At 44.0% G+C, this 22,515-nt stretch carries 20 protein-coding genes; 12 read left to right on the top strand and 8 right to left on the bottom strand.

The features are described from left to right. Window positions 1-121: 121 nt before the first annotated feature. On the top strand, window positions 122-742 hold the full coding sequence (locus tag MJ595_RS09685; protein ID WP_263322126.1) for a 50S ribosomal protein L25/general stress protein Ctc: 621 nt from the start codon (window positions 122-124) through the stop codon (window positions 740-742). 38 nt (window positions 743-780) lie between these two features. Continuing rightward, window positions 781-1,371 carry an aminoacyl-tRNA hydrolase gene (gene pth / locus MJ595_RS09690; protein WP_263322127.1) on the top strand — a complete coding sequence of 197 codons (591 nt, stop codon included), beginning with the start codon at window positions 781-783 and terminating at the stop codon, window positions 1,369-1,371. Between the two features lie 35 nt (window positions 1,372-1,406). Here the strand turns inward: pth and MJ595_RS09695 are convergent, their stop codons facing one another. Continuing rightward, a complete protein-coding gene (locus tag MJ595_RS09695; protein WP_263322128.1) occupies window positions 1,407-2,402 on the bottom strand; it encodes a D-alanine--D-alanine ligase in 996 nt (331 codons plus the stop codon). Between the two features lie 460 nt (window positions 2,403-2,862). On the opposite strand from MJ595_RS09695, the gene trpR reads away from it, so the two are divergent. Next, window positions 2,863-3,129 (top strand): trp operon repressor, encoded by a 267-nt coding sequence (gene trpR, locus MJ595_RS09700; protein WP_263322129.1) that lies wholly within the window; start codon window positions 2,863-2,865, stop codon window positions 3,127-3,129. 26 nt (window positions 3,130-3,155) lie between these two features. Further along, complete coding sequence (locus MJ595_RS09705) at window positions 3,156-4,421, top strand: aromatic amino acid transporter (protein WP_263322130.1); 1,266 nt, start codon at window positions 3,156-3,158, stop codon at window positions 4,419-4,421. A 306-nt stretch (window positions 4,422-4,727) separates the two neighbouring features. Here the strand turns inward: MJ595_RS09705 and tnpA are convergent, their stop codons facing one another. Further along, window positions 4,728-5,093: an IS200/IS605 family transposase gene (tnpA, locus tag MJ595_RS09710; RefSeq protein ID WP_263322131.1), complete on the bottom strand. Its 366-nt coding sequence runs from the start codon at window positions 5,091-5,093 to the stop codon at window positions 4,728-4,730. A gap of 108 nt (window positions 5,094-5,201) precedes the next feature. Here tnpA and MJ595_RS09715 point away from each other — a divergent pair, with 108 nt between their 5' ends. Beyond that, the gene (locus MJ595_RS09715) at window positions 5,202-5,573 is read left to right on the top strand and encodes a helix-turn-helix domain-containing protein (protein ID WP_263322132.1); all 372 of its coding nucleotides are present in this window, start codon (window positions 5,202-5,204) and stop codon (window positions 5,571-5,573) included. Between the two features lie 365 nt (window positions 5,574-5,938). Here the strand turns inward: MJ595_RS09715 and MJ595_RS09720 are convergent, their stop codons facing one another. Further along, window positions 5,939-7,306, bottom strand: a complete 1,368-nt coding sequence (locus tag MJ595_RS09720; protein ID WP_263078002.1) for a transposase — start codon at window positions 7,304-7,306, stop codon at window positions 5,939-5,941. Window positions 7,307-7,448: 142 nt separating this feature from the next. On the opposite strand from MJ595_RS09720, the gene MJ595_RS09725 reads away from it, so the two are divergent. The 3 genes from MJ595_RS09725 (at window position 7,449) to MJ595_RS09735 (ending at window position 10,422) form a co-directional block, all read left to right on the top strand. Continuing rightward, window positions 7,449-7,808, top strand: coding sequence for a S8 family serine peptidase (locus MJ595_RS09725; protein WP_263322133.1), 360 nt, complete (start codon window positions 7,449-7,451; stop codon window positions 7,806-7,808). A 111-nt stretch (window positions 7,809-7,919) separates the two neighbouring features. After that, window positions 7,920-9,287, top strand: a complete 1,368-nt coding sequence (locus MJ595_RS09730; protein ID WP_263078002.1) for a transposase — start codon at window positions 7,920-7,922, stop codon at window positions 9,285-9,287. Window positions 9,288-9,492: 205 nt separating this feature from the next. After that, complete coding sequence (locus MJ595_RS09735; RefSeq protein ID WP_263322134.1) at window positions 9,493-10,422, top strand: S8 family serine peptidase; 930 nt, start codon at window positions 9,493-9,495, stop codon at window positions 10,420-10,422. A gap of 79 nt (window positions 10,423-10,501) precedes the next feature. Here the strand turns inward: MJ595_RS09735 and MJ595_RS09740 are convergent, their stop codons facing one another. From MJ595_RS09740 to MJ595_RS09760, 5 genes are all read right to left on the bottom strand, one after another. Next, window positions 10,502-11,623, bottom strand: coding sequence for a hypothetical protein (locus tag MJ595_RS09740; RefSeq protein ID WP_263322135.1), 1,122 nt, complete (start codon window positions 11,621-11,623; stop codon window positions 10,502-10,504). A gap of 579 nt (window positions 11,624-12,202) precedes the next feature. After that, on the bottom strand, window positions 12,203-13,528 hold the full coding sequence (locus MJ595_RS09745) for a transposase (protein ID WP_263078492.1): 1,326 nt from the start codon (window positions 13,526-13,528) through the stop codon (window positions 12,203-12,205). A 320-nt stretch (window positions 13,529-13,848) separates the two neighbouring features. Beyond that, on the bottom strand, window positions 13,849-14,487 hold the full coding sequence (locus MJ595_RS09750; RefSeq protein WP_263322441.1) for an IS630 family transposase: 639 nt from the start codon (window positions 14,485-14,487) through the stop codon (window positions 13,849-13,851). Further along, complete coding sequence (locus MJ595_RS09755) at window positions 14,471-14,878, bottom strand: helix-turn-helix domain-containing protein (RefSeq protein WP_263078176.1); 408 nt, start codon at window positions 14,876-14,878, stop codon at window positions 14,471-14,473. Before MJ595_RS09755 ends, MJ595_RS09750 begins: the two co-directional genes overlap by 17 nt. Before the next feature lie 449 nt (window positions 14,879-15,327). Beyond that, complete coding sequence (locus tag MJ595_RS09760) at window positions 15,328-16,320, bottom strand: IS30 family transposase (protein ID WP_263078067.1); 993 nt, start codon at window positions 16,318-16,320, stop codon at window positions 15,328-15,330. 480 nt (window positions 16,321-16,800) lie between these two features. Here MJ595_RS09760 and MJ595_RS09765 point away from each other — a divergent pair, with 480 nt between their 5' ends. The 4 genes from MJ595_RS09765 to MJ595_RS09780 all read left to right on the top strand — a co-directional run bounded on the left by MJ595_RS09765 (window position 16,801) and on the right by MJ595_RS09780 (window position 22,320). Next, complete coding sequence (locus MJ595_RS09765; RefSeq protein WP_263322136.1) at window positions 16,801-17,799, top strand: bile acid:sodium symporter; 999 nt, start codon at window positions 16,801-16,803, stop codon at window positions 17,797-17,799. Between the two features lie 56 nt (window positions 17,800-17,855). Beyond that, a complete protein-coding gene (locus tag MJ595_RS09770) occupies window positions 17,856-18,302 on the top strand; it encodes a YtoQ family protein (protein WP_263322137.1) in 447 nt (148 codons plus the stop codon). A 19-nt stretch (window positions 18,303-18,321) separates the two neighbouring features. Next, window positions 18,322-18,699 carry a hypothetical protein gene (locus MJ595_RS09775; RefSeq protein ID WP_263322138.1) on the top strand — a complete coding sequence of 126 codons (378 nt, stop codon included), beginning with the start codon at window positions 18,322-18,324 and terminating at the stop codon, window positions 18,697-18,699. A 351-nt stretch (window positions 18,700-19,050) separates the two neighbouring features. Then, window positions 19,051-22,320 (top strand): S41 family peptidase, encoded by a 3,270-nt coding sequence (locus tag MJ595_RS09780; RefSeq protein ID WP_263322139.1) that lies wholly within the window; start codon window positions 19,051-19,053, stop codon window positions 22,318-22,320. Window positions 22,321-22,515: the final 195 nt, after the last annotated feature.

A 22,515-nucleotide genomic window follows, 5' to 3' on the forward strand; every position in this document is an offset into this window, starting at 1 on the left:
TTCGTTAGTAGCTATGCATTTGAAATTGCATTTTTGCAACATCAAGGTATGATACTGCACCTTTATATACAGTTGCCGTACCTGGTCGCAAGGTGGCGGCAGCGACTAGTGGAGAAAGAAAATGTCTGATGCAATGATTCTGAATGCGGAAGCACGGAAAGATGTAGGGAAAGGTGCGAGCCGCCGCCTGCGCCGTGCTGACCTGGTTCCTGCCATTATCTACGGTGGTGAGCAAGAGCCGGTACAGGTTACTATGGAAGGCAAGGCAATCCGTAAGGCCCTGGAAAGCGAAGGCTTCTACTCCCAGATTCTGACTCTGGTTGTTGAAGGTAAAAATCAGCAGGTGATTCTGAAGGATATCCAGCGTCATCCTGCCAAAGAATTCGCTATGCACCTGGATTTTATGCGTGTTGAAGCTTCCCAGGCTATTACTACTCACGTTCCTCTGCACTTCCTGAACGAAGAAGCTTGCAAGGGCGTTAAAGATCAGGGTGGTGCGATCACTCACGCTCGTGTAGAAGTAGAAGTACGCTGCCTGCCGGGCAATCTGCCAGAGTTCATCGAAGTGGACATGGCTGACATCGAGCTGGGTGGACACGTTCACCTGAGTGACCTGAAACTGCCTGAAGGTGTTGAGCTGGTTGCCCTGTCTCTGGGTGAAGACCATGATCTGGATGTTGCCAGCGTTCAGGCTACCCGCGCAACCAAGGATGACGAAGCTGCTGAAGGCGGCGAAGAGTAATCCTTTAAAATTCGAAACTGGTAATTATGGCGAAAGTAATGAAAGGACACTCCATACAATTGATTGTTGGGCTTGGTAACCCAGGTGCCAAGTATGAGGATACTCGCCATAATGCCGGTTTCTGGTTTGTTGAGCAGTTGGCTCGTGCCCATGGTGAAAACTTGCAGCCGGAAAAGAAATTTTTCGGCCTGTCTGCTCGCATAACCATTGGTGGACAGGATGTCCGCCTGCTTAACCCCACCACTTTTATGAATAACAGTGGACAGGCGGTGGGTGCAATCAGTACCTTTTTTAAGATCCCTCCCCAGTCAATTCTTGTAGCCCATGATGAACTGGATCTGCCCGCAGGTATCGGGCGTCTGAAGCAGGGGGGTGGCCATGGCGGTCACAATGGCCTGCGCGATATTATTGCCTCACTGGGTAACTGCAAGGATTTCCAGCGCCTTCGGATTGGTATAGGCCATCCGGGTAATAGCAAGGAAGTCATTAACTATGTGTTGCAAAAGCCTTCTGTGGCGGATAGGCAGCGTATGGATGCTGTTATTGGTGAAGCAGTGCGTATTACCCCGGAAGCCCTTAATGGCTCCTGGCAAAAAGCAGTACAAGAATTACATACCTTTTCTTCCTGATGAAGGGTACAAGCCCTGTACACAGCCACTGGGTGTTATGATATAGCCAGCTCAGGCAGGGGCCAGTAGTTTTCCTTGTCAGTTTGTTGTCCGCCTCGTTTCAGGGCATGATCCAGCAAGCGGCATACCAGCTTTTCGAATGGAATTCCTGCGGCTCGTGCGCCATCGGGAAAAAGGCTGGTGGGCGTCATTCCCGGCAAGTTATTTAGCTCTGAAAAAATGGGGCAACCTACCTCAGGTACAACAAAGTCGGATCGGCTAAGATCCCGGCAGCCTAATAGTTGATGAGCCTTTAAGGCTATTTCCTGTACCCGGTGATACTGCTGTTCTGGTAGCTGAGCTGGAATAATATGCTCACTCAGCCCTGGTGTATACCGGTGCACGTAGTCATACCAGGCGCCATCAGGTGTAATGATTTCCGTTACTGGCAATAGTGTGGTGTCCTCCAGATCAAGGATGCCAGCTGTAATCTCTTTGCCTGCGATAAATTCTTCCACGAGCAGTTTCTGATCTTTTTCAAAGCTTTCCCCAAGCTTTTCCCTGAGATCCTCATGGCCAGTGGCAAACTGAACCCCAATGCCTGAACCCTGTCCCAGCGGCTTGATAATAACCTGCTCACCCAGGCAGTCGAGGCAGCGTTGTACGCAGCTATCCAGCTCTTCATGACGGTGGACAATCTGATCTTTTGCCAGGGGAATGCCCGCCGCATGAAGAATCCGCTTGGTAACCGATTTGTCCAGGGCACTGGCGCTGGCTAAAACTCCGGAGCCTACATAGGCAATACCCATAATATCCAGTAGCCCTTGCAGTGAGCCATCTTCTCCCATCGGGCCATGGGCCACCGGAAATACCACATCCACTTTATGGGTAAGCAATTGAGCGGGTAGCTGTTCATCCAGTTCCAGGTGGATGACTTTTTCAAAATATTTCTCAACAGCCGGACTCAACCGCCCGGCGGATAAACGGGATACATCCGCTTCAGGAGAGGGGCCACCGCAAACAATAGCAACGGTTTTATTGCGAAGAGGCATCAGGGCAACCTTTAGATGATTAAAATGACTAAGGCTCACCAAGAATAGACGTGATTATGCACTCTCGCTACAGGGCCTAATTCTTTCCCGGGAGTCTCATGGGTTTGCGAAAGAGGTCAAGCTCCCAAGGCTGCCATTTATTTCTTAGCCTCTTTTTCTCGTTGTCGGAATTATTCTTATCAATGGCTGAGAGTTCATTTGACATGTCTGTATAGGTAGAGAATTGGCAGCTAAGCCAGCAGTCATCCATAGTATTATCATCCGGAGGATCTGTTGCGCACCCGGTAAATAAAATGATAACGGGTAATAGCCGATGTGAATTATTCATACTGCTTTGAAGAGAATAATGACTTTATACAGTGTAGCTGATTGATAGAAATGACAATTCAAGTATTTTCCGAAATAAAAAATAGGGTTGCACTTCTGTACTGTTACAGCAGTACATCTTTAAGGCTTGATTATGACTGAAGGTTCCTGGAAGGAATTTCTTGAATTGCTGGAAAGGCGACAAAATGCCGGTGATTTGGAAAATATCCTGAATGTGCTGCTAACCCCTGAAGAGTGTGAAGCGATTGGAAATCGTCTGGCAACGCTCCGGGCCTTGCTGGCCGGTAACGAAAGCCAGAGAGAAATCGCAGCCAGGCTTGGGGTCAGTATTGCCAAGGTAACGCGTTGTTCAAATAACCTGAAGCAACTTTCCAGTTCTGAAAAAGCCATTATTCAATAAAATACTACTAACGGGCAGGGTAGTGCATGTCGGAAGCAGCAATAATACCGTCCAGTGGACAGGTTAAAACAAACAGAGGGGCTATTTTAGGTAGCGCTGTAATTGTTAGTGGAACCGCTACTGGAGCGGGTATGTTTTCAATGCCAGTGGCTACTAGTGGTATGTGGTTTGTACCATCCCTGTTGATGCTGCTATTTGTCTGGTTCTGTATGTATAGCGCTTCGCTTTATTTGCTGGAAGCGAATATGCGTTTTCCCATTGGTGCCAGTTTTGACAGCATCGCTGAAAAAACCATAGGGAATATTGGACGACTGATTAATGGTTTGTCTGTTGGCTTTGTCTGCTACGTGCTTACTTATGCTTACATCTCTGGTGGCAGCTCCATTATCTCCCATTCGCTAAAGGCGGTGGCTGATATTACCCTGGCTCCCTCTTATTCCAGTCTTATATTTGCGGTGGTACTGAGTTCTATTGTTGTGCTGGGTACCAGAGCGGTAGACCGGGTGACTACTGCATTACTAGGGGGCATGGTTATCAGCTTTCTCGGTTTTACCAGTGGGTTGGTTACCCAGGCGGAAAGCCAGCTGTTGTTTCCGGCCCTGCAAAGCTCGGATACCCTGCCTTACGCTTTTGCGGCGCTCAGCTTCGTCACCGTGAGCTTTGGGTTTCAGAATTGCGTTCCCAGCATTACCCGTTACCTGAAAAAAGATGCCCATGCTGTTCGCAAGGCGCTGTTATGGGGTTCGTTAATTACTCTGGTATTTTACATTGTCTGGTTGATCAGTATTTTTGGCAATCTGGGTCGTGACCAGTTTCCGGCAGTGATTGCTCAGGGTGGTAATATTGGTAGCCTGATTCGTGCCTTGGAAGCTAATGGCTTGCAGTCTGGCATGTCCAATATCTTGCAGCTGTTCTCTAATATGGCTGTGGCCAGTTCATTCTTGGGGGTTAGCCTCAGTCTGTTTGACTATATTGCTGACCTGTTTGGTTTTGGTCATGACCTGAAGGGACGCCTGAAAACTGCCGCTGTCACCTTCATTCCTCCGACACTGCTGGGGGTGCTATTACCAAACGGTTTTATTGCAGCCATTGCATTTGCCGGTGTGGGGATGGAGGTGTTCTGTATTATTACACCCGTACTGATGGCCTGGGTAGGACGCAAAAATAACGCAGAGGGTTATCAGGTATCTGGTGGCAAATTGCGTATGATGTTGGTTATGGGCTTTGGTATTCTTTCTCTGGTGCTGGCAGCGTTGGATAGTTTCTCTCTGTTGCCCTGGTTCGGGAAATAAAGGGGGAAGATATATATACCCCCTGCACTGAATAGTGGCTTCATCTGTTGAAACAAGGCTGAGCTTCTGCTGACCAAGAGCTGTATGGTGTTGGCAAAGCCTGGCTTTTCTTCGTCTTCGTTCAACCAGCCAGTCGGCCCACTGTCGAAGTTCACTGGCTGGATTGTTTTTCAGTGCTTCAATCAGGCTATTGATGCGATAGCAAGAATTATCCTCGCCCATTACGTGCAATGTTTAAAAGAGTCTATCCAGAATCGAAAGAGTACTCCCGCCGAACTAGGCGGGTGGTGAATTTCGTTCAGCCCGTTAGGGCTGATCTTGGTTTCTGATATATTCAGTTATTAATTCAAGTGGCGCACCACCGCAACTACCCGCAAAGTACGATCTTGACCACAGAACCGGCTTTCGATACGCACCTGCAATATCACAAACCCCCTGTCTCAGTCGTCTGAATGAAACAGCTTTCAGGCTGTTTATCAGTTTCGCAATAGCTGGCGTGCTGGGCGATAACTCAACCGAAAGATGAACGTGATCGGCTTCACCGTTGCAGTCTGTTAGCTCTGCCTCAAAGTTTCCGCATATCTCAGAAAATATTTCTCTCAGTCTGGATAGGTGCAACTCGCCAAGCACTTTCTTTCTGTACTTTGTCACAAAAACAATGTGGCAGTGCAAAGTATAAGCACTGTGTCAGCCTTTCTTTATTTCTTGCATACTAATGTTTTATATTCCATTTTATACCCTGTAATTTAAGCATTAAAGATTAACATGCTGATTGGATAAATGAAGATTCTCAAGGCCTATAAATTCAGACTGGAGGCGACACCAGAGCAGCATGTAAGACTCATGCAGCTCTGCGGTACAGCTCGTTTTGTCTGGAATAGAGCATTGAGTATCTGCAATGAAAAGTGGGAGTCTGGCGAAAAAATCCCGTCCTCATACACAATGGCTAAGTGGCTGCCAATCTGGAAGAAAGATGACGAAACCAGCTTTCTCGCTCAGGGATGGTATGAGTTCAGACGGCAGCTTGAGTATAAGCAAGCGTGGGCAGGCGGCGAAGTGGTTGCTGTTAATCCGGCATACACTAGCCAAGCCTGTAGTGCTTGTGGTCATACTGACAAAGCAAACAGAAAGACTCAGGCAAAATTCATTTAATTTTTAAGTGTAAAGTGATGTATGTTATTTTTTGATCAATTAAATTCGGGGTGCTCATAAGTAGCTATTAATAAGGGACTAAAAGTATTCCAAAACAAGTAGTAAAGTAAAGACTAGAGTAAGATGAATAAACTATCGACGTAAATGGGAATCGCTTTTTTTGATTGCCATCAAGTCTTTTAGATGTTACGTAAATATACGGATTGGTGTTGTTCAGCTATTCCCGCATGATGAACGTCGATGATCGTTGGTATTGACAATAAGGCAGCAAAAATAATGAAGCCGATCAAAACTGAGCCGCCAATTAACAAAGCGGAGCTTTAAAGAAAAAATGTCACCCCTGAACGTAGCTACGATATGGCCGGTTATGATGTATCGAATGGAATCACCCTTTTCTCTTCAATACCATGAGTTACTGTGTAAAAAAGCCCCTCCCACGTTTTTATCAGCCAATGCAAAAAATAGCCCTGTATCCATTTCCATAATGCTATACGGACTCCTTTTGAGCGGGTTCTTAAAGCTTCCTGAAACTGGGGACAGCACAGTTCCTGTATTTGATCTACGAGAAAAGCAAGCATCGTCAGATAGGCCAGATTTGTGGCTAAGTGCTTCTCACCGTGACCGTAGTTATGTTCGAGATCGTAGCCTTGATTTTTCAGGGTGTTAAACGTCTGGTTCTCAATATGCCATCGGCAGCGCCCTCCTTTCATGACGGGTTCTATGGTTTCTTCGTTAAGCGGAATATCAGTCACCCAGCACCAGATATGCTGTTTACCTTTTTTATCGGTTTCGACAAAATCAAGCACATTAACCTGTTCTGCATATTTTGCCTTGTTCAGCCTGACGTCATTGGCATAGCGAAACCACCACTTAATTCCAGTCTCTTCATTAACTTTTTCAGCACGGTGAACTTTTCCTTCTTTATCCAGCTCATCCATCGCTTCAACCAGCGAGGCATGGTTGCCATCTTTCGCGACAATGATGTAATGCCAGCCATAACTCTTAATCAGTTGGACAGTGGGGTTGTCAGCATAAAGACTGTCCAGAAGAATAACGAACTTTAGACGTGGGTGATGCTCTCGTATGGTGGCAAACAACCGTTTAATGGCATTTTTTTCACAGTCATTTTTGGTCGAACCGTCCTGGCAAACTATGGCTTCCGGTGCCAATGGCAAGACTGTTTTTTGATCCGGGTGAGCAATGCATGCTGCCATTAACTGGTGGTAGTGAGCTTCGTTGGCCTTTCCCTTATTTTTAGTACAGCACTCCTGACAAGGTTTTTTATTATTGCAGGAGTAAAATAGCCCAGTTCCATCGATCGGGAGCAAGTAGTGATTTTTCAAGTTCCCGCAGTGAAATTCGAATGCCTTCAGTAATCCGCCCCTTTGGACGTTAGACAGCAATGTCTTAAAAGGCTTTTTGAACTCTACGGGATCTATTGGATCCAGGATTTCCCGCATACTGGTATCACAGGGAGCACGTTTTTTTATCTGATACAGGTGCTCAAGGTTATGCCTTACTTCTTGCTCTGTTTTATCACGCTCAAACGAGAGGAGCGATGGGTACTTGAGATGCATCATGGCAAAAGCGGACATGGAGGCATCATGTATTGTTATTTTTCTGGAATCCTTGTTTGGTCGGACATCTGGAATTTGCTCATAACTTTCAGAAATCGTAGTAATTAAACTGTTTGCACAAAGATGCTTACGACTTTTTTGGAATGGATAAGCCATGAGAGACAGCCATTGATAAAGTATCCCTATCAAAAGTAGACGTTATTTTGTGCGAAATCACTCCATTTGGAATTTACTGTAAGCCTTGCTGTTGCAGTGATTTAATTGATGTCACGGGAATAGCTGCCTTGATAGCCATAAATTGACCAAACAGCTTGAAGATGCAAACTGGCAGAATAAAACATCAAAGGTTGGGACGGGTGTTAATGATGCGATAAAAAAATATGGTAACGGCATTAAAGGAAATGAGGTTGTTGTTGCAGTGATCGATTCCGGGGTCGATATTAATCATCCGGATTTAAAAAATAAGATCTGGGTCAATAAATATGAAATACCGGGTGATGGTATCGACAATGATGGCAATGGCTATGTGGATGATGTTCATGGCTGGAGTTTTCTGGGAAAAAATCAGGCCCATGCCAATGTTGAAGCAACCAGGATGTACAGAGATAAAACATTGGCGTTCAGAAATGACACCAGCAAACTCCAGCTATTCCCGTGACATCAATTAAATCACTGCAACAGCAAGGCTTACAGTAAATTCCAAATGGAGTGATTTCGCACAAAATAACGTCTACTTTTGATAGGGATACTTTATCAATGGCTGTCTCTCATGGCTTATCCATTCCAAAAAAGTCGTAAGCATCTTTGTGCAAACAGTTTAATTACTACGATTTCTGAAAGTTATGAGCAAATTCCAGATGTCCGACCAAACAAGGATTCCAGAAAAATAACAATACATGATGCCTCCATGTCCGCTTTTGCCATGATGCATCTCAAGTACCCATCGCTCCTCTCGTTTGAGCGTGATAAAACAGAGCAAGAAGTAAGGCATAACCTTGAGCACCTGTATCAGATAAAAAAACGTGCTCCCTGTGATACCAGTATGCGGGAAATCCTGGATCCAATAGATCCCGTAGAGTTCAAAAAGCCTTTTAAGACATTGCTGTCTAACGTCCAAAGGGGCGGATTACTGAAGGCATTCGAATTTCACTGCGGGAACTTGAAAAATCACTACTTGCTCCCGATCGATGGAACTGGGCTATTTTACTCCTGCAATAATAAAAAACCTTGTCAGGAGTGCTGTACTAAAAATAAGGGAAAGGCCAACGAAGCTCACTACCACCAGTTAATGGCAGCATGCATTGCTCACCCGGATCAAAAAACAGTCTTGCCATTGGCACCGGAAGCCATAGTTTGCCAGGACGGTTCGACCAAAAATGACTGTGAAAAAAATGCCATTAAACGGTTGTTTGCCACCATACGAGAGCATCACCCACGTCTAAAGTTCGTTATTCTTCTGGACAGTCTTTATGCTGACAACCCCACTGTCCAACTGATTAAGAGTTATGGCTGGCATTACATCATTGTCGCGAAAGATGGCAACCATGCCTCGCTGGTTGAAGCGATGGATGAGCTGGATAAAGAAGGAAAAGTTCACCGTGCTGAAAAAGTTAATGAAGAGACTGGAATTAAGTGGTGGTTTCGCTATGCCAATGACGTCAGGCTGAACAAGGCAAAATATGCAGAACAGGTTAATGTGCTTGATTTTGTCGAAACCGATAAAAAAGGTAAACAGCATATCTGGTGCTGGGTGACTGATATTCCGCTTAACGAAGAAACCATAGAACCCGTCATGAAAGGAGGGCGCTGCCGATGGCATATTGAGAACCAGACGTTTAACACCCTGAAAAATCAAGGCTACGATCTCGAACATAACTACGGTCACGGTGAGAAGCACTTAGCCACAAATCTGGCCTATCTGACGATGCTTGCTTTTCTCGTAGATCAAATACAGGAACTGTGCTGTCCCCAGTTTCAGGAAGCTTTAAGAACCCGCTCAAAAGGAGTCCGTATAGCATTATGGAAATGGATACAGGGCTATTTTTTGCATTGGCTGATAAAAACGTGGGAGGGGCTTTTTTACACAGTAACTCATGGTATTGAAGAGAAAAGGGTGATTCCATTCGATACATCATAACCGGCCATATCGTAGCTACGTTCAGGGGTGACATTTTTTCTTTAAAGCTCCGCTTTGTTAATTGGCGGCTCAGTTTTGATCGGCTTCATTATTTTTGCTGCCTTATTGTCAATACCAACGATCATCGACGTTCATCATGCGGGAATAGCTGAGCAAACTCCTTAAATCCGATGCTTTAATAAAAGAAAGTTTTGAAGATGGTGCCTTGGCAGCAAACACGCCGGATAAAATTAACTACCACTACAATCTTGAGTTTAACCCACTGGAAACCTATGACCCGGATGATGCTTCTAAAGCCATTCGAGACTACCCATCTTTTAAACAACCCTTCTATGGCAATAATGATGTAACAGGGCTTGATGCATCTCATGGAACCCATGTGGCCGGTATTATTGCGGCAAGGCGCGGCAATGGACGTAAAGATGAGTCCGGTGCCTTAATCACTGATGGCATAGCACCACAGGCTAGAATCATGTCTGTCCGGGTTGTGCCTGATGGGGATGAGCGTGATGAAGATATAGCCAATGCTGTTCGCTACGCAGTGGATAATGGTGCCAGAATCATTAATATGAGCTTTGGGAAAGTGTTCAGCCCTGAGAAAAAACAGGTTGCCAAGGCTTTTGAATATGCAGCTAGCAAGGGCGTATTGATGGTGCATGCGGCTGGTAACTCAAGTTTTGATATAGGCGATAATGGACATTTTCCCTGCCGTTTTGAAATGAGCGATATGGTTAAAAAACACTGGATAGAGGTTGGGTCTACAACAAAGAGCTTTAAGCGTGATGAGTATGTTTCATCCTTTTCAAACTTTGGTAACCAGGAAGGAAAGGCAAAAATCGACGTCTTTGCGCCAGGCTCTGCCATTGTATCAACCATTCCTGGTGGCGGTGTAGCCTCATTTAACGGTACCAGTATGGCTACCCCCCATGTTGCCGGTATAGCTGCTCTGGTTCTGTCTCATGCGCCAGAGATGACTGGAGCAGAAGTAAAAGAACTATTGCTTGATAATGTGCAGGATTATAGCGATAAGACAGTACTAAGCCCCGATGAACACTATGTTGACTTTGGCTCACTTAGTATCACCGGTGGTGAGGTCAGTGCTATTAAGTCTTTAGATGCACTTTATAATGAATAGATATTCAGAGAAGAGGTAGTTTGAAATACCCACTTATTTATGCCGGTTGTATAAATAAGTGGGTATCCTATAGATCCTATTATAAGCTATAAGATATATCATCAAGATTAAATAGTAATTCCTGAAGCCCCTGTTCAATAGGACTGCACCTGATAATAAGGACGCTGCGTTGCTGGGAGTCGGACTCTAGATTATACTTCTGCAGAGCATGCACGATGCAACTATTTTTATCACCCCGAAACCTTTGGTCAACAATATAACCTCCTAGCCTGCCTCCTGCTATTGATATAATTTCTTTAAACCCACACTCTTCCCGCTCTTGAACATTCATGCTCGCAACAGGCTGATATAGAATATCAGCATCATCGCGAATCTTCGCTTTCAGTTTTTCATGATTTATCAAACCCAGCTCCATTTTAGCCTCACTTCCTGCAATAACCTGATAAGGTGTTAACTCACTGAAAAATAGAATATCGCATGTTGGTAGTCTGGATTTTTTTTTACTCTTCCTATCCATAGCAACTGCATGACATAGAGTGTTACCATTAAAAAGCTCCACCCCGTTCCATTCAAAACTGCTTAGATGCAGCCATTGCTGATTGCTATATAAATCTTCAGTTTCAATATCACGATCCTGATGCCACAATATTCTTTCTTTTATACCTGAAGTGCTACAGCGAAAAACAAGCTCACATGCAAAATTTTGAAAGTCGATAATTTCTTTTACTATCAATAAAATTTTTTTAATCAGATTGTAAGCCTGGTGGAAAATTAGTTCATTCTCATACAGTTCTTCTTTATAAGTGGTTATAAATGATTTTCCAAGATAGAAGCCTGCGTAAAATCTAATCTCATCGTCTCCATTAACCCATCCTCTGTGAACAGTTGCCACCATCTTTTTAACAAAAAATTTATCGTTCAACATATCATTAATTGTTGCAAGATCATTTGAATCTATTCCTAGTACTGCGCTAGCAAAATTTTCCTCCCATATAAAGTGACCTTTTTTATCTAGTTCTTTGGCAATACCCCTGGAGCTTAATAACTCTTTCTGCTTACTATCAAAATCGTCAATAGCATCTGCTGCCTCCATCATTGAAAAAGTGGAACCCACGAAAAAAAACAATAGCATTGATAGTAAAAGTGGGACTTTTACAGGATGTCTGAGCATTTTTGAGCCTCTTGCTTGCTTTTTAGGCAAAAATAATCAAAAGGTTATTATAGCAATAGAGCTGAATTCGGCATGAAAGTTTAGAGGTCAGTTGAACCAGTCAGGTATGCTGGATGCTTAGAAAAAACTTCTTTTTTTGGAACGAATAGAACATAATTCCTGAATCTCAGTAATTACAAGTCCTCTCAATATAGGTCTCTTGAATTGCAGTAGAAAATTTATGGCTGTCCTAAAATATTTTATTTTATCATTATGAAGAAAGTTGCTAAAACGGTTCGGTAACACCAGCCCCTAATCCTGAACTGGTTTAAGACAAAAAAGGCATATTTTAGTGGAATGGTCTAAGGCTTAAAAACGAAGGTAAAAGTGATTACGAGAAAAGCCTACAGCTACATCAAGCATTTAGTAAGCCATCTGAGCTAAAAATGCCCCACAGGTTTTGTTGATGCAGCTTATTTTTATAGAAAAAGACACTTCATATATATATCTTAACTTTAGAGTTAGTATGACATGAACGTTTGGTTATATTTTAAAAATTGTGTGCAAAAATACATCCAAACGTTTTTTCAGATTCGGTATTATTCTTGATTATTGCGTTGTCGCCGCTATTTATGCCGCTTTTTTCTTTTCTTTGACTATTCCGTCAGTCAAACTATTAAAATTGAACTCATATTTTTGGCTATATCGGTTCCAGCCCTCACGAATAGGTAATCTGGGGATAATTCCTGCGAGTGCAAATCTTAGCATGCCAGCGGTGGTTGTATCCTGATCCCGCCAAGGAATCCTTGAAATGCCCACGCTTGCTTGATTTTTACAGACGGTCAACAGTTGCAATAATGCGTATCCAGCCATCTTCAGATGCATCCACCGCAACAGAGTTCTCAGCTTTTGCTGCCATAACTGGCGGCAACCAAATGAATGTTTAATTTGCTGAAACATGGGTTCAACCGGCCATCTTTTCGCATAAATACGAAGGATGTCTATACCTTCAAGTCCAGTATTGGTTGCAATGAATATACGGCTTTCTGTCAGTCCTTTATCATTTTCAAACCGACCCCAGACAACCCGAACCTTGCGGCCTTTCAGGAAGCGAGCCCGACATACCCGGGTGCGATAACGTATCTTTCGAAATCTGCCGTATATTCTTACGGTTGTTTGATATTCCGGTAGCTTCTCCACTTCCGGGGGCGTCATTTTGATGCCATACTTTTTGGGTCGCCCACGTTTTTTTGCAGTGGACTCCAACGGTAAGGCATACAATGCCCGGTTTAACGGGATTTGCCCTACTACTTCATAGCCCATTTCCAGAACGGGTTGCATTAGCGTCCAGTTCATATACCAACAGTCTGTCAGCAAGCGCAGTCCTTGCACCTTCACCTCTTGCCTCACTACTTTTAGCATGGCAACAGCGATTTTTAGCTTACTGGCATTGCCTGAAGCAGGAGATGGAAAGGAAAGCACAGGGATGGCAGTAAATACTTCATCTTTAGCCCGCTCAAATACAACAGCCAGGGATACCCAGCATTGTCCCCAGATATACGTTGGCCGGTTCCTTTTTTTACTGTGCTGGTGATGGGTTCGGCAAGCGGGAGCCTTGTCAGAAAAACGCTCCACCACCCAATCATCAAGACCAATGTTGATAAGTTCACCCCGTGGTACTTTTGAGCATACCAGCTGAATGAGCCGGCATGCGAGGCTCCTCCACCGCCACTTGCCTTGAGAGAGCCAATGGTGGTAACTGCTCCATACGCATTGAAAGTTATTAATAGATAACAGCGCCTGAGTGACAAAGCCTTGCCCGGATAGCATGCAGCCAAAAAGAAGTTCGCAGAACGTAGGTACTGCTGTTGGGGATAGCGCTGAAGCAAGAAACGTTGTATATAAGGCAAGCTCCCGGAGGATCTCTTTATGATCTGAAGTGAGCATAGCAACCATCTTTGTATTTTGTTTGGAGATGGTTGCTATTAACCGATTTCAGATGAAAATCGTACTATTGTTCTTTGGTAACTCTAAAGTCGAGATATATATAAGTCCTTACCATAAAGTTGCAGGGCGGATTCAATAGTATGGAAATAAATACTTCCTGCTCCAAGTTTGCTCATAAAAATACCGTGACCGAGATGAAAGACTGTATGAATAAAATTTAGCTTGTTTGGCTTCCCCTTTACAGGAGAAGCAAGGGCATAAAATCTTCCAGGGGAAAAAATGCTTGATGATTTGTCAGTTATTCTACTTTTTGTTTTTATTGTAAGTAGTCACTCAAACGAAATCAGATATTTTTGACCAAATAGATCAAATATACGTTTGACCTCTTGTTCGAATTCCTTGAAATCCATTATTGACAGCAGGTTCAGCCATTCATACTTCACTTTTCTCCACAATATTTCTATCAGGTTTAGCTCAGGTGAATAGGTTGGTAAAAAACAGACTAAGAGCTTTTTCTCAATTGCCCAGTCTATTACTCTTTCTCTGAAAAGTTTGCTGGTATGAATGCTGGCATTATCCACCATGACGATGGTATAGCGCTCATTAGAGCTGTACTTGGGTTCTTCCATCCTGGCGGCAAAATCATCAAAGACACTGATAACTGTTTCGCTGTTAACACAACCTGTTACTGGGTAGTAGAAAAGGTCATTGGCACGATTCATAAATCCCAGCACATTGATACGCTTACTTTTTACAGAGGGTATTTTTAGCTGTGAGCCTTTTTCTTGCCAGCCATAGGGGACACAAGGCTCTTGACTAAAACCAGATTCATCAAAGTAAAACAGATTGACAAGCCCTTTATCCTCAGCATATTGGGCCTCTTTCAAGGCAGACTGGCAACATCTGAATTGCTCCTCATCGCGCTTATGGCTGCAAGCTTTACGAAACCGCTTATAAACAAGTCCCAGCTTTTTTTAAAAGTCTCGACAGGGTTTGCTTTGAGGCAACCTTACCGGTTTCCTCTGCAATCTTTGTTTGAACATAAGACAGCCTGCGAGGTTCCTCGGAGACAATCTCTCTAATGCGTTGTGCTTCCTGGTCAGTATAGATAGGTGGTTTTCCACCTTCATGTTTTTTGTACAAGCCGCGAAGGCCATAATCATCCCAGGCATCAATCCAGTCAGAGACTGTCTGATATCGAACTTCAAATATTGCAGCAATCTCGCTCATAGAATAACCACGTATGCTGAGTAAAATAGCATGAGCCCTTTCCCTTAGGTACGGATATGGCCCATGTCGAATAGCTTCTCTCAATGTTTTTATGACAGCGACATCGGTTACTGGATCAACAGTTTTCATCGTGACAACAGCGAAATTAACGATATTAGGCAATGAGTATAGCCAAATTGGAATGGGGAGTTATTAAACGGTCGTACAGTTATTTTTATCTATTAGCGGTTGCGTGAGTACTTATAGCTTTGGAATGATGTAATGCCAGAAAATAAAAATACATTTACTTCATGGCAGGTTATAGGGTTATTGGTTAGGGATATTTCTCTATTGTCGAGGCTTTTGCATGAGGGTAAGCATTGCATGTACTGTGCTGGATGGTGATATAATAGCAATAATATTCTTTTTTTATAAACATGATCAATATGAATCCAGTCCACATACTGGAAACCTTGAAGTGAGAAGCAGATATGATTATGCCCATAAGGGCTGTACTCCTGGCAGGCGGTAGTAGCGGGTAGTTTGCAATATAACTCCCCGTTAATAGTGAATGGGTAGTAACGAAATCCCTCCTGAATTCAAGTCATAAATGCATAACCCATGACTTTTCTTGCATTCACTCCAGTTAACTCTTTGAATGCCTCATATGGTGTTTTGTAACCGAGGCATTTCCTGGGCCTGCTGTTCAGCTTGTCTACCGCAATGATAACGTCTCTTTCTTTGACGTTATGAAGCTCCATTGATTTGGGAAAGTACTGCCTGAGCAGCCCATTGGCATTCTCATTCTGGCCTCTCTCCCAAGAGTGGTAGGGCACAGCAAAGTAGCTGTCGCAGCTCAAGGCTTTGTTGATTGCTTCATGCTGAGCAAATTCCTTACCGTTGTCGTAAGTGATCGTTTTAACAAACCTTTTCAGGGGCTTGAGTGTATCAATCACTGCCTGTTTAACCGCTTTTGCTTTCTTTCCTGGCAGCGGAACAGCAAGGCGCAGTTTAGTCTTTCGCTCATCCAGTGTGGCAATGGCACCCTTATGGTTTTTGCCGATTACGGTATCCGCCTCCCAGTCACCAACACGCCCCCTGTTGTTGACGATCTCCGGGCGCTCTTCAATACCTACCCGGTTAGGTATGCCTGTTCGGTTATGAGCTGAACCATATCGCTTTCGGTACGTTTTTTTCTGATGGCGCAAGTGTTTATACAGGGTACCGTCAGTGCGCTTATCATCCTCTATGAACTGGTAAATCGTCTCATGATGCAACTTGATTATCCCTTCTTTTTCAAGCCTTCCAGCCACTTGCTCAGGACTCCAGTCAGCCCGGATATCTTGAGCAATCCGTCGCTTAATATCTTCCGTCAACTTCACCGCCTTGGGTTTTTCCTTATGACGCTGTTGAGCCTTACGATGAGCCTGCTGGTGCCTGTAACCACGCTGCCCTGTGTTGCGTCCTAACTCCCGTGACAGCGAACTCTGTGAACGCCCGAGTTTTTCTGCAATTTTATTTTGAGAAGTCCCATTTTTCAGTTCGATTTCGATATAATGTCTCTCTTCAGAGCTAAGGTGCTTAAAGGCCATCCTTGGCGTCCTCTGTTTGGTTTGGTTGCTTAACAGAGTACCCCTGAGTTCTGATTCACTTCAAAGGCTCTGTAACAACCCTCTGGTTACAGAGGTTATGCATTTATGATACAAATTCAGGAATAATTAAATTAATAATTTAAAAAATTATTCTGATATATAAAAGGCGTGTTAATACCTCCCATCAGAATTATCTGAAATGACTGATTTGAAAATGTTTTTTTAAACTAATAATAGAACTCAATTGATTATACATATGCTGTCATGTTCTTTTTTGATGGGGGTCAATTTTTTACTAGTAGAAAACAGGCCAGATCAAAGTGAGTTTTAAATCACCTGATGTGTTGTATCATGATGATCATCATGATTTCTTTTTACACATTTTTTAGCCTTTGTCTGCCTCCCCTTCGTAATAGACGTATTAACCCGTTAAAATGGCCACTCTGACTAATCTGAAAATCATTTATCTGGATATTAGGCATGGTAGGTAGGTTGCTTCATTACTTTAAAAAGGAGTGGTTTCTTGGGGGGATGCTGTTAGCAATAGCTCTGGCAGCAGTTATACCTTCCGTTGGGCAGTCAGGTGGTGCCTTGCATCTGGATAAATTCACTACTGCCGGCATTGCGCTGATTTTCTTTTTACATGGAATTGGTCTGTCGCCTGAGGCTATTCGGAGGGGGGTTAGCAACTGGAAACTGCATTTATTTGTTCAGGGTACTACCTTTGTTGCTTACCCGTTGCTGTGGTTGATTTTTGGTCCAGGTTTTCGTGTCATCATGCCAGAAGCTTTGGCACTGGGTTTTTGTTACTTATTTGTACTACCCAGCACCATATCCTCCTCGGTAGCCATGACCAGTGTGGCTAGAGGGAATATTCCCGGAGCTATATTTAATGCTTCATTATCCAGTTTGTTGGGAATTGTGATAACACCCTTGCTGATTCAGCTTTTTATGGGGATGGAAGGCGTTAAAATGGATGTGGTGGCAACGGTGGTGTCTATTGCAACCATGCTGTTATTGCCTATGGTCGTGGGTCAGTTATTAAGGCCATTACTACGGGGTATTCTTGAAACTCATAAAGCCATTACTCATAAAATTGATAAGTGGGTCATTCTCCTGATCGTATTTAATGCCTTCAGTGATTCTGTCGTTGATGGAATCTGGGCTGACTTTGCCTTGTCTACCTTAGCGCTTACTTTGGTATTGGCCGTGGTTATTTTGCTGGTTGTTGTTCACACTGTACAGTGGACTGCCCGTCATATAGGATTTGTCAGGGAAGATGAGATTACAGCCGTTTTCTGTGGTAGCAAGAAAACCCTGGCAGCGGGGGTGCCAATGGCTAAAGTGATATTTGGGGCGAGTCCAATGCTGGGTATGCTGTTACTGCCTATTATGTTTTATCACCAGGTACAAATTTTCTATTGTGCTATTTTAGCCAGTCGTTACGCTAATCAAAAAGCTGGGATAAAGGATGTTTAGCTAGGCGGTGCCGAGAGAATTACTGTAGAGGTTTTCTAATAAGAGAGGTAATAGCGATGCAGTGGACTGTGTATTTGTCTGGTGAAATCCATACGGATTGGCGACAACAAATCATGCAGGGAGCTGAAGCACTTGGTTTGCCTGTACTGTTTACATCAGCTGTCACTGACCATGATGCCAGTGATGCGGCGGGAGATGTATTAGGTGATGAGACAGAAGGATTCTGGCGGGATCATAAATCCGCGAAGGTGAACGGGATTCGCACAAAAAGCCTGATCGAAAAATGCGATATAGCGGTGGTTCGGTTTGGTAATCAATATAAACAGTGGAACGCAGCATTTGATGCAGGATTCTGTGCTGCCTTGGGAAAACCGTATATTACCTTACACGACCAAGAAATTATCCATCCACTTAAAGAGGTAGATGCTGCCGCCATGGCCTGGACTCAGACACCTGAGCAGGTTGTTGAGCTTCTGAGATATGTCACTGCTACGTCATCATAAAAACAACGAGGATAAAACAGTGAGCGAAAGTGTTGCAAAGACTGAATATAAACCATCGGTGGAAGTCGATGCCGAAAAGATAAAGCATGCTAAAACCATGACAATGGTTATCTATGGTTTGCAGGCTGTTTCCTTTATTTTTGGCATTACATTTATTATTGCTGTCATTGTCAATTATGTTAAAAAAGAGGAAGTGGGAGGCACCTGGCTGTCATCTCATTTCCGCTGGCAAATCCGTACTTTCTGGTTCAGTGTTTTGTGGACTATTATTGGCGCGGTGACGGTTTTTTTGGGAGTAGGCTATTTCATACTGTTAGCCAATGCTATTTGGGTGATTTACCGGATTGTCAAAGGCTGGCTCGCCCTTGTGGATGATAAGGAAATGTACTGTTGTTAGATGCCCGGTGCAGCCAAAATACAGGGTTTTATCCACATTGACCTGTTATCTAATTATAATTTTAAAGGTTATATGATGATGGCTGCATCTCTCATCTACTGGATGAGAGGGGCGTTATTTGAAATCTGAGAATATTAAATGGGCATGAGAGAGGTTGAAATTTTCGATGGTTTTTAATGATAGGGGTATAAATGGGAAATAGAAAATAAATAGCCTATAAATAAAGCAAGTTATACTGCGGCTGGATCTACGATGTTGAGTATTTTCCACTTGATTCGAGCGGATTATAAAACAAGGTGGTTTTACTGGCGGTTATTTAAAAGCTTTCTATTCACAATAACGGCTGGCTTTATGATGTTAGTAACAGCTAGAACGTTATCGGCCAAAACAAATGAAGGCTATTACCGTTTTCCAGCCCTTTATGAAAATACTATTGTATTTACAGCAGAGGGAGATCTTTGGGTTGTTGGACTAGAAGGAGGCCTGGCCAGACGGCTAACCAGCCACCCGGGTATTGAATCTGATGCTTCTATTTCCCCCGATGGCAAAACCGTGGCATTTAAGGCTCAATATGAGGGGATTGCTGAACTCTATACCATGCCTTTGGTTGGCGGTTTGCCCCGACGCCTAACCTTTCATGGGATTTCCGGCGTGACGGGTTGGACGCCAGATGGAAAGATACTTTATCGCTCATATCACTTATCCACATTACCCAATGCCCAGCTATTTGTCTTTGACCCAAACACAGAAAATAGTGAAAGACTACCGTTAGCACAGGCTGCTGACGGCCGTTATGATGAAACGGGAAAGACGCTTTTTTTTACTCGCCTGCCCTTTCAGGGAAGTTACACCAAGCAGTATCAAGGAGGCTCTGTTGAACAGGTCTGGAAATTTACCCGGGGTGCCAGTGAAGCCGAGCCATTAACCCCTTCGTACCCTGGCACCAGCCGTTCCCCAATGTGGTGGGATAACAGGATTTATTTTGTCAGTGACCGTGATGGCACAATGAACCTGTGGTCAATGAATGAGGCTGGTGATGAGCTTAGTCAGCATACTTTCCATAAAGGCTGGGATGTTAAGTCACCCTCGCTTTATCAAGGGCGGGTTGTGTACCAGCTGGGAGCGGATCTTAATCTTTTGGATCTTGCCACTAAAGAGAACAGGCCATTATCTATACAGCTTGCCTCAGACTTTGATCAGTTAAGAGATAAGTGGGTAAAGAACCCCTTGAAATTTCTTTCCAGCATGGATGTTTCCCCCAATGGGGATCGACTGTTAGTCACCTCCAGGGGCAGGGTGTTTGTTATTCCGGCCAAAAAGGGGCGTTTGGTTGAAGTTACCCGTCAACAGGGTGTCAGGTTTAAACATGCCCGTTTTATGCCAGATGGAAAAACCGTCCTGATACAGTCGGATAAAACAGGTGAGTTTGAATATGTGACAGTGTCCGCTGATGGTCTGAGTGCTTCTAAGCATTTGACTGACGATGCCTGTAGCCTGAACAATCCGGCGATTCCTTCACCGGATGGAAAATGGCTGGTCTTTACCGATAAGGAAGACCGGCTTTCTTTGTTTGATATGGGCAGGAGAAAAAAACAGGTTATTGGCCAGTCTGATGTAGCCCGGGGGTATACATTTACCCCTCCTCATTCTAGAGATGTAGCTGCCAGTCCCGGTTTTTTTAACATAACCTGGTCACCGGATAGTCGCTGGCTGGCGTATGCCAGGCTGGCTGATAATGGCTATGCCGTAATACACCTTTATGATATTTACCGGCAGAAGCTCATGGCTGTCACCAGTGACCGCGTGTACAGCTTCTCGCCTTCCTGGAGTCCTGATGGAAAGTGGCTTTATTTTTTATCAGACCGTCATTTTATGTCAGAAGTTAAAGACCCCTGGGGACAACGTCAGCCTGAACCTTTTTTTAGTCAGACGACAAAGGTTTATCAGCTGGCTTTACAGAAAGGGTTACAGTCACCTTTCCGGGAGGGTGATGAGTTGTCCCCTGTTCCAGAAGGAAAGAGGGGAGATAAGGATAGCCCCTGGAAAGACAGCGAAGGTAAACAGGGATTCAAGTTTATCAAGGTTGAGGGGGATGGGTTAGCTGCCAGATTGTATGAGGTACCTGTCACTGCCGGAAACTATGAGAAACTGGAGGTGACTGATAAGTGTGTTTATTTAACGGAAACCGGGCATTGTAAACAGTTGGTAGCGGTGGATATCCATAAGAAACCTATTGAGAAAACGATTGTAATGGATGACTTTACGCGCTATGTCATGTCAGGCAATAAAGAAAAAATCCTGGTTGAAACAACAAGCGGGCTTCATGTCATAAATGCAACGGGGGAGCGTCCAGATAAAATCGACACATCAAAAGTAGACTTATCACAATGGACGTTTTCTGTTAATCCCAGGGAAGAGTGGCGACAGATGCTTAGGGATGCCTGGCGAATGGAAAGAGATAATTTTTACGACCCGAATTTTCATGGAGCAGATTGGCAGTTAATTCTTGACAGGCATTTGCCATTGATTGACAGGTTAACAGATCGGGATGAACTGGATGATCTACTGGCGCAAATGGTAGGGGAGTTACATGCATTGCATACCTTTGTTACTGGTGGGGATAAAAGGCAGGGGGCTGATCATATTGCCATTGGTTTTCTGGGGGCTGAGCTAAAAAGGGAGCCTGGCCAGGGCGGGTATAGAATAAGTCGTATTTATAAGGGAAATCCTGACTATCCGGAAAAGCAATCTCCTTTGCAGAAGTCTGAGGTTGGCATAAATGAAGGGGATATTATTGAGCAGGTGGATGGCGTTTTAGCTCTGGCTGTTCCGGATATATCCGAGCTGCTGAAGAATAAAGCGGGAAAACAGGTGCGCTTGAGGGTTAAGTCTGTCGGCAAAAAAAGGCGTGATGTTATTGTTGTTCCCTTCAGTGCAGAGCAGGCTCGGCAGTTGCGCTACGATGACTGGGAGCTGTCCTGTCGAAACCGTGTGGAAGCAGTCGGTCAGGGTGATTTAGGCTATATCCATTTACGGGCCATGGGTAGCGATGATATTGCCCAGTGGGCAAGAGAGTATTATCCGGTCTTTAACCGTAAGGGGTTGATCATAGATGTCCGGCATAACCAGGGTGGAAATATCGATAGCTGGATTCTTGAAAAACTGTTACGGCGGCCATGGTTTTACTGGAAAACTCGAACAGGAAAGCCCTACTGGAGTATGCAGTATGCTTTCCATGGCCATATGGTGGTTTTATGTAATGAGAAAACCTGCTCCAATGGAGAAGCGTTTGCTGAAGGTTTTCGCAGGCTTGGGTTGGGTAAGGTCATAGGTACCCGTACCTGGGGCGGGGTCATATGGCTTAACTTTGATAACTGGCTTGTTGATAAAGGAATTGCATCGGTTCCGCTATCGGCGATGTATGACAAGCAGGGGCGGTGGCTGATAGAAGGCTATGGGGTGGAACCGGATATAGTGGTGGATAACTTACCTCACGCAACATTTCAAGGTAAAGATGCCCAGCTGGAGGCTGCGATAGATTACCTGAAAGAAAAAATAGCAAATGAGCCTGTAGGGGTGCCAGAGGCACCAGCTTACCCTTTAAAAAACGATAAAATTTAAGATATCATTTATAAAGAGTTATAGGTGCTGAAGCCATCAAGCTGAAGGAACAGGGTTTTGAGGCGAAGGAATGAGAGAAAGGCTTTTTATATTCTTAATAATTATAAAAATATTATTTTTAAGGCTTTTAATATTTTAAGCGTTATTTGAGATTTAAAAACTTAAATTGATATGGATTATTTTATCTGGGATAGT

Source organism: Endozoicomonas sp. Mp262 (assembly GCF_025643335.1).
In the GTDB taxonomy this organism is placed as follows: domain Bacteria; phylum Pseudomonadota; class Gammaproteobacteria; order Pseudomonadales; family Endozoicomonadaceae; genus Endonucleibacter.

Bases quoted from the DNA above. Each gene is read 5' to 3' on its own strand.
- MJ595_RS09685 (WP_263322126.1), top strand. From the start codon at position 122: ATGTCTGATGCAATGATTCTGAATGCGGAAGCACGGAAAGATGTAGGG.
- pth (WP_263322127.1), top strand. From the start codon at position 781: ATGAAAGGACACTCCATACAATTGATTGTTGGGCTTGGTAACCCAGGT.
- MJ595_RS09695 (WP_263322128.1), bottom strand. From the start codon at position 2,402: ATGCCTCTTCGCAATAAAACCGTTGCTATTGTTTGCGGTGGCCCCTCT.
- trpR (WP_263322129.1), top strand. From the start codon at position 2,863: ATGACTGAAGGTTCCTGGAAGGAATTTCTTGAATTGCTGGAAAGGCGA.
- MJ595_RS09705 (WP_263322130.1), top strand. From the start codon at position 3,156: ATGTCGGAAGCAGCAATAATACCGTCCAGTGGACAGGTTAAAACAAAC.
- MJ595_RS09715 (WP_263322132.1), top strand. From the start codon at position 5,202: ATGAAGATTCTCAAGGCCTATAAATTCAGACTGGAGGCGACACCAGAG.
- MJ595_RS09720 (WP_263078002.1), bottom strand. From the start codon at position 7,306: ATGGCTTATCCATTCCAAAAAAGTCGTAAGCATCTTTGTGCAAACAGT.
- MJ595_RS09730 (WP_263078002.1), top strand. From the start codon at position 7,920: ATGGCTTATCCATTCCAAAAAAGTCGTAAGCATCTTTGTGCAAACAGT.
- MJ595_RS09745 (WP_263078492.1), bottom strand. From the start codon at position 13,528: ATGGTTGCTATGCTCACTTCAGATCATAAAGAGATCCTCCGGGAGCTT.
- MJ595_RS09755 (WP_263078176.1), bottom strand. From the start codon at position 14,878: ATGAAAACTGTTGATCCAGTAACCGATGTCGCTGTCATAAAAACATTG.
- MJ595_RS09760 (WP_263078067.1), bottom strand. From the start codon at position 16,320: ATGGCCTTTAAGCACCTTAGCTCTGAAGAGAGACATTATATCGAAATC.
- MJ595_RS09765 (WP_263322136.1), top strand. From the start codon at position 16,801: ATGGTAGGTAGGTTGCTTCATTACTTTAAAAAGGAGTGGTTTCTTGGG.
- MJ595_RS09770 (WP_263322137.1), top strand. From the start codon at position 17,856: ATGCAGTGGACTGTGTATTTGTCTGGTGAAATCCATACGGATTGGCGA.
- MJ595_RS09780 (WP_263322139.1), top strand. From the start codon at position 19,051: ATGATGTTAGTAACAGCTAGAACGTTATCGGCCAAAACAAATGAAGGC.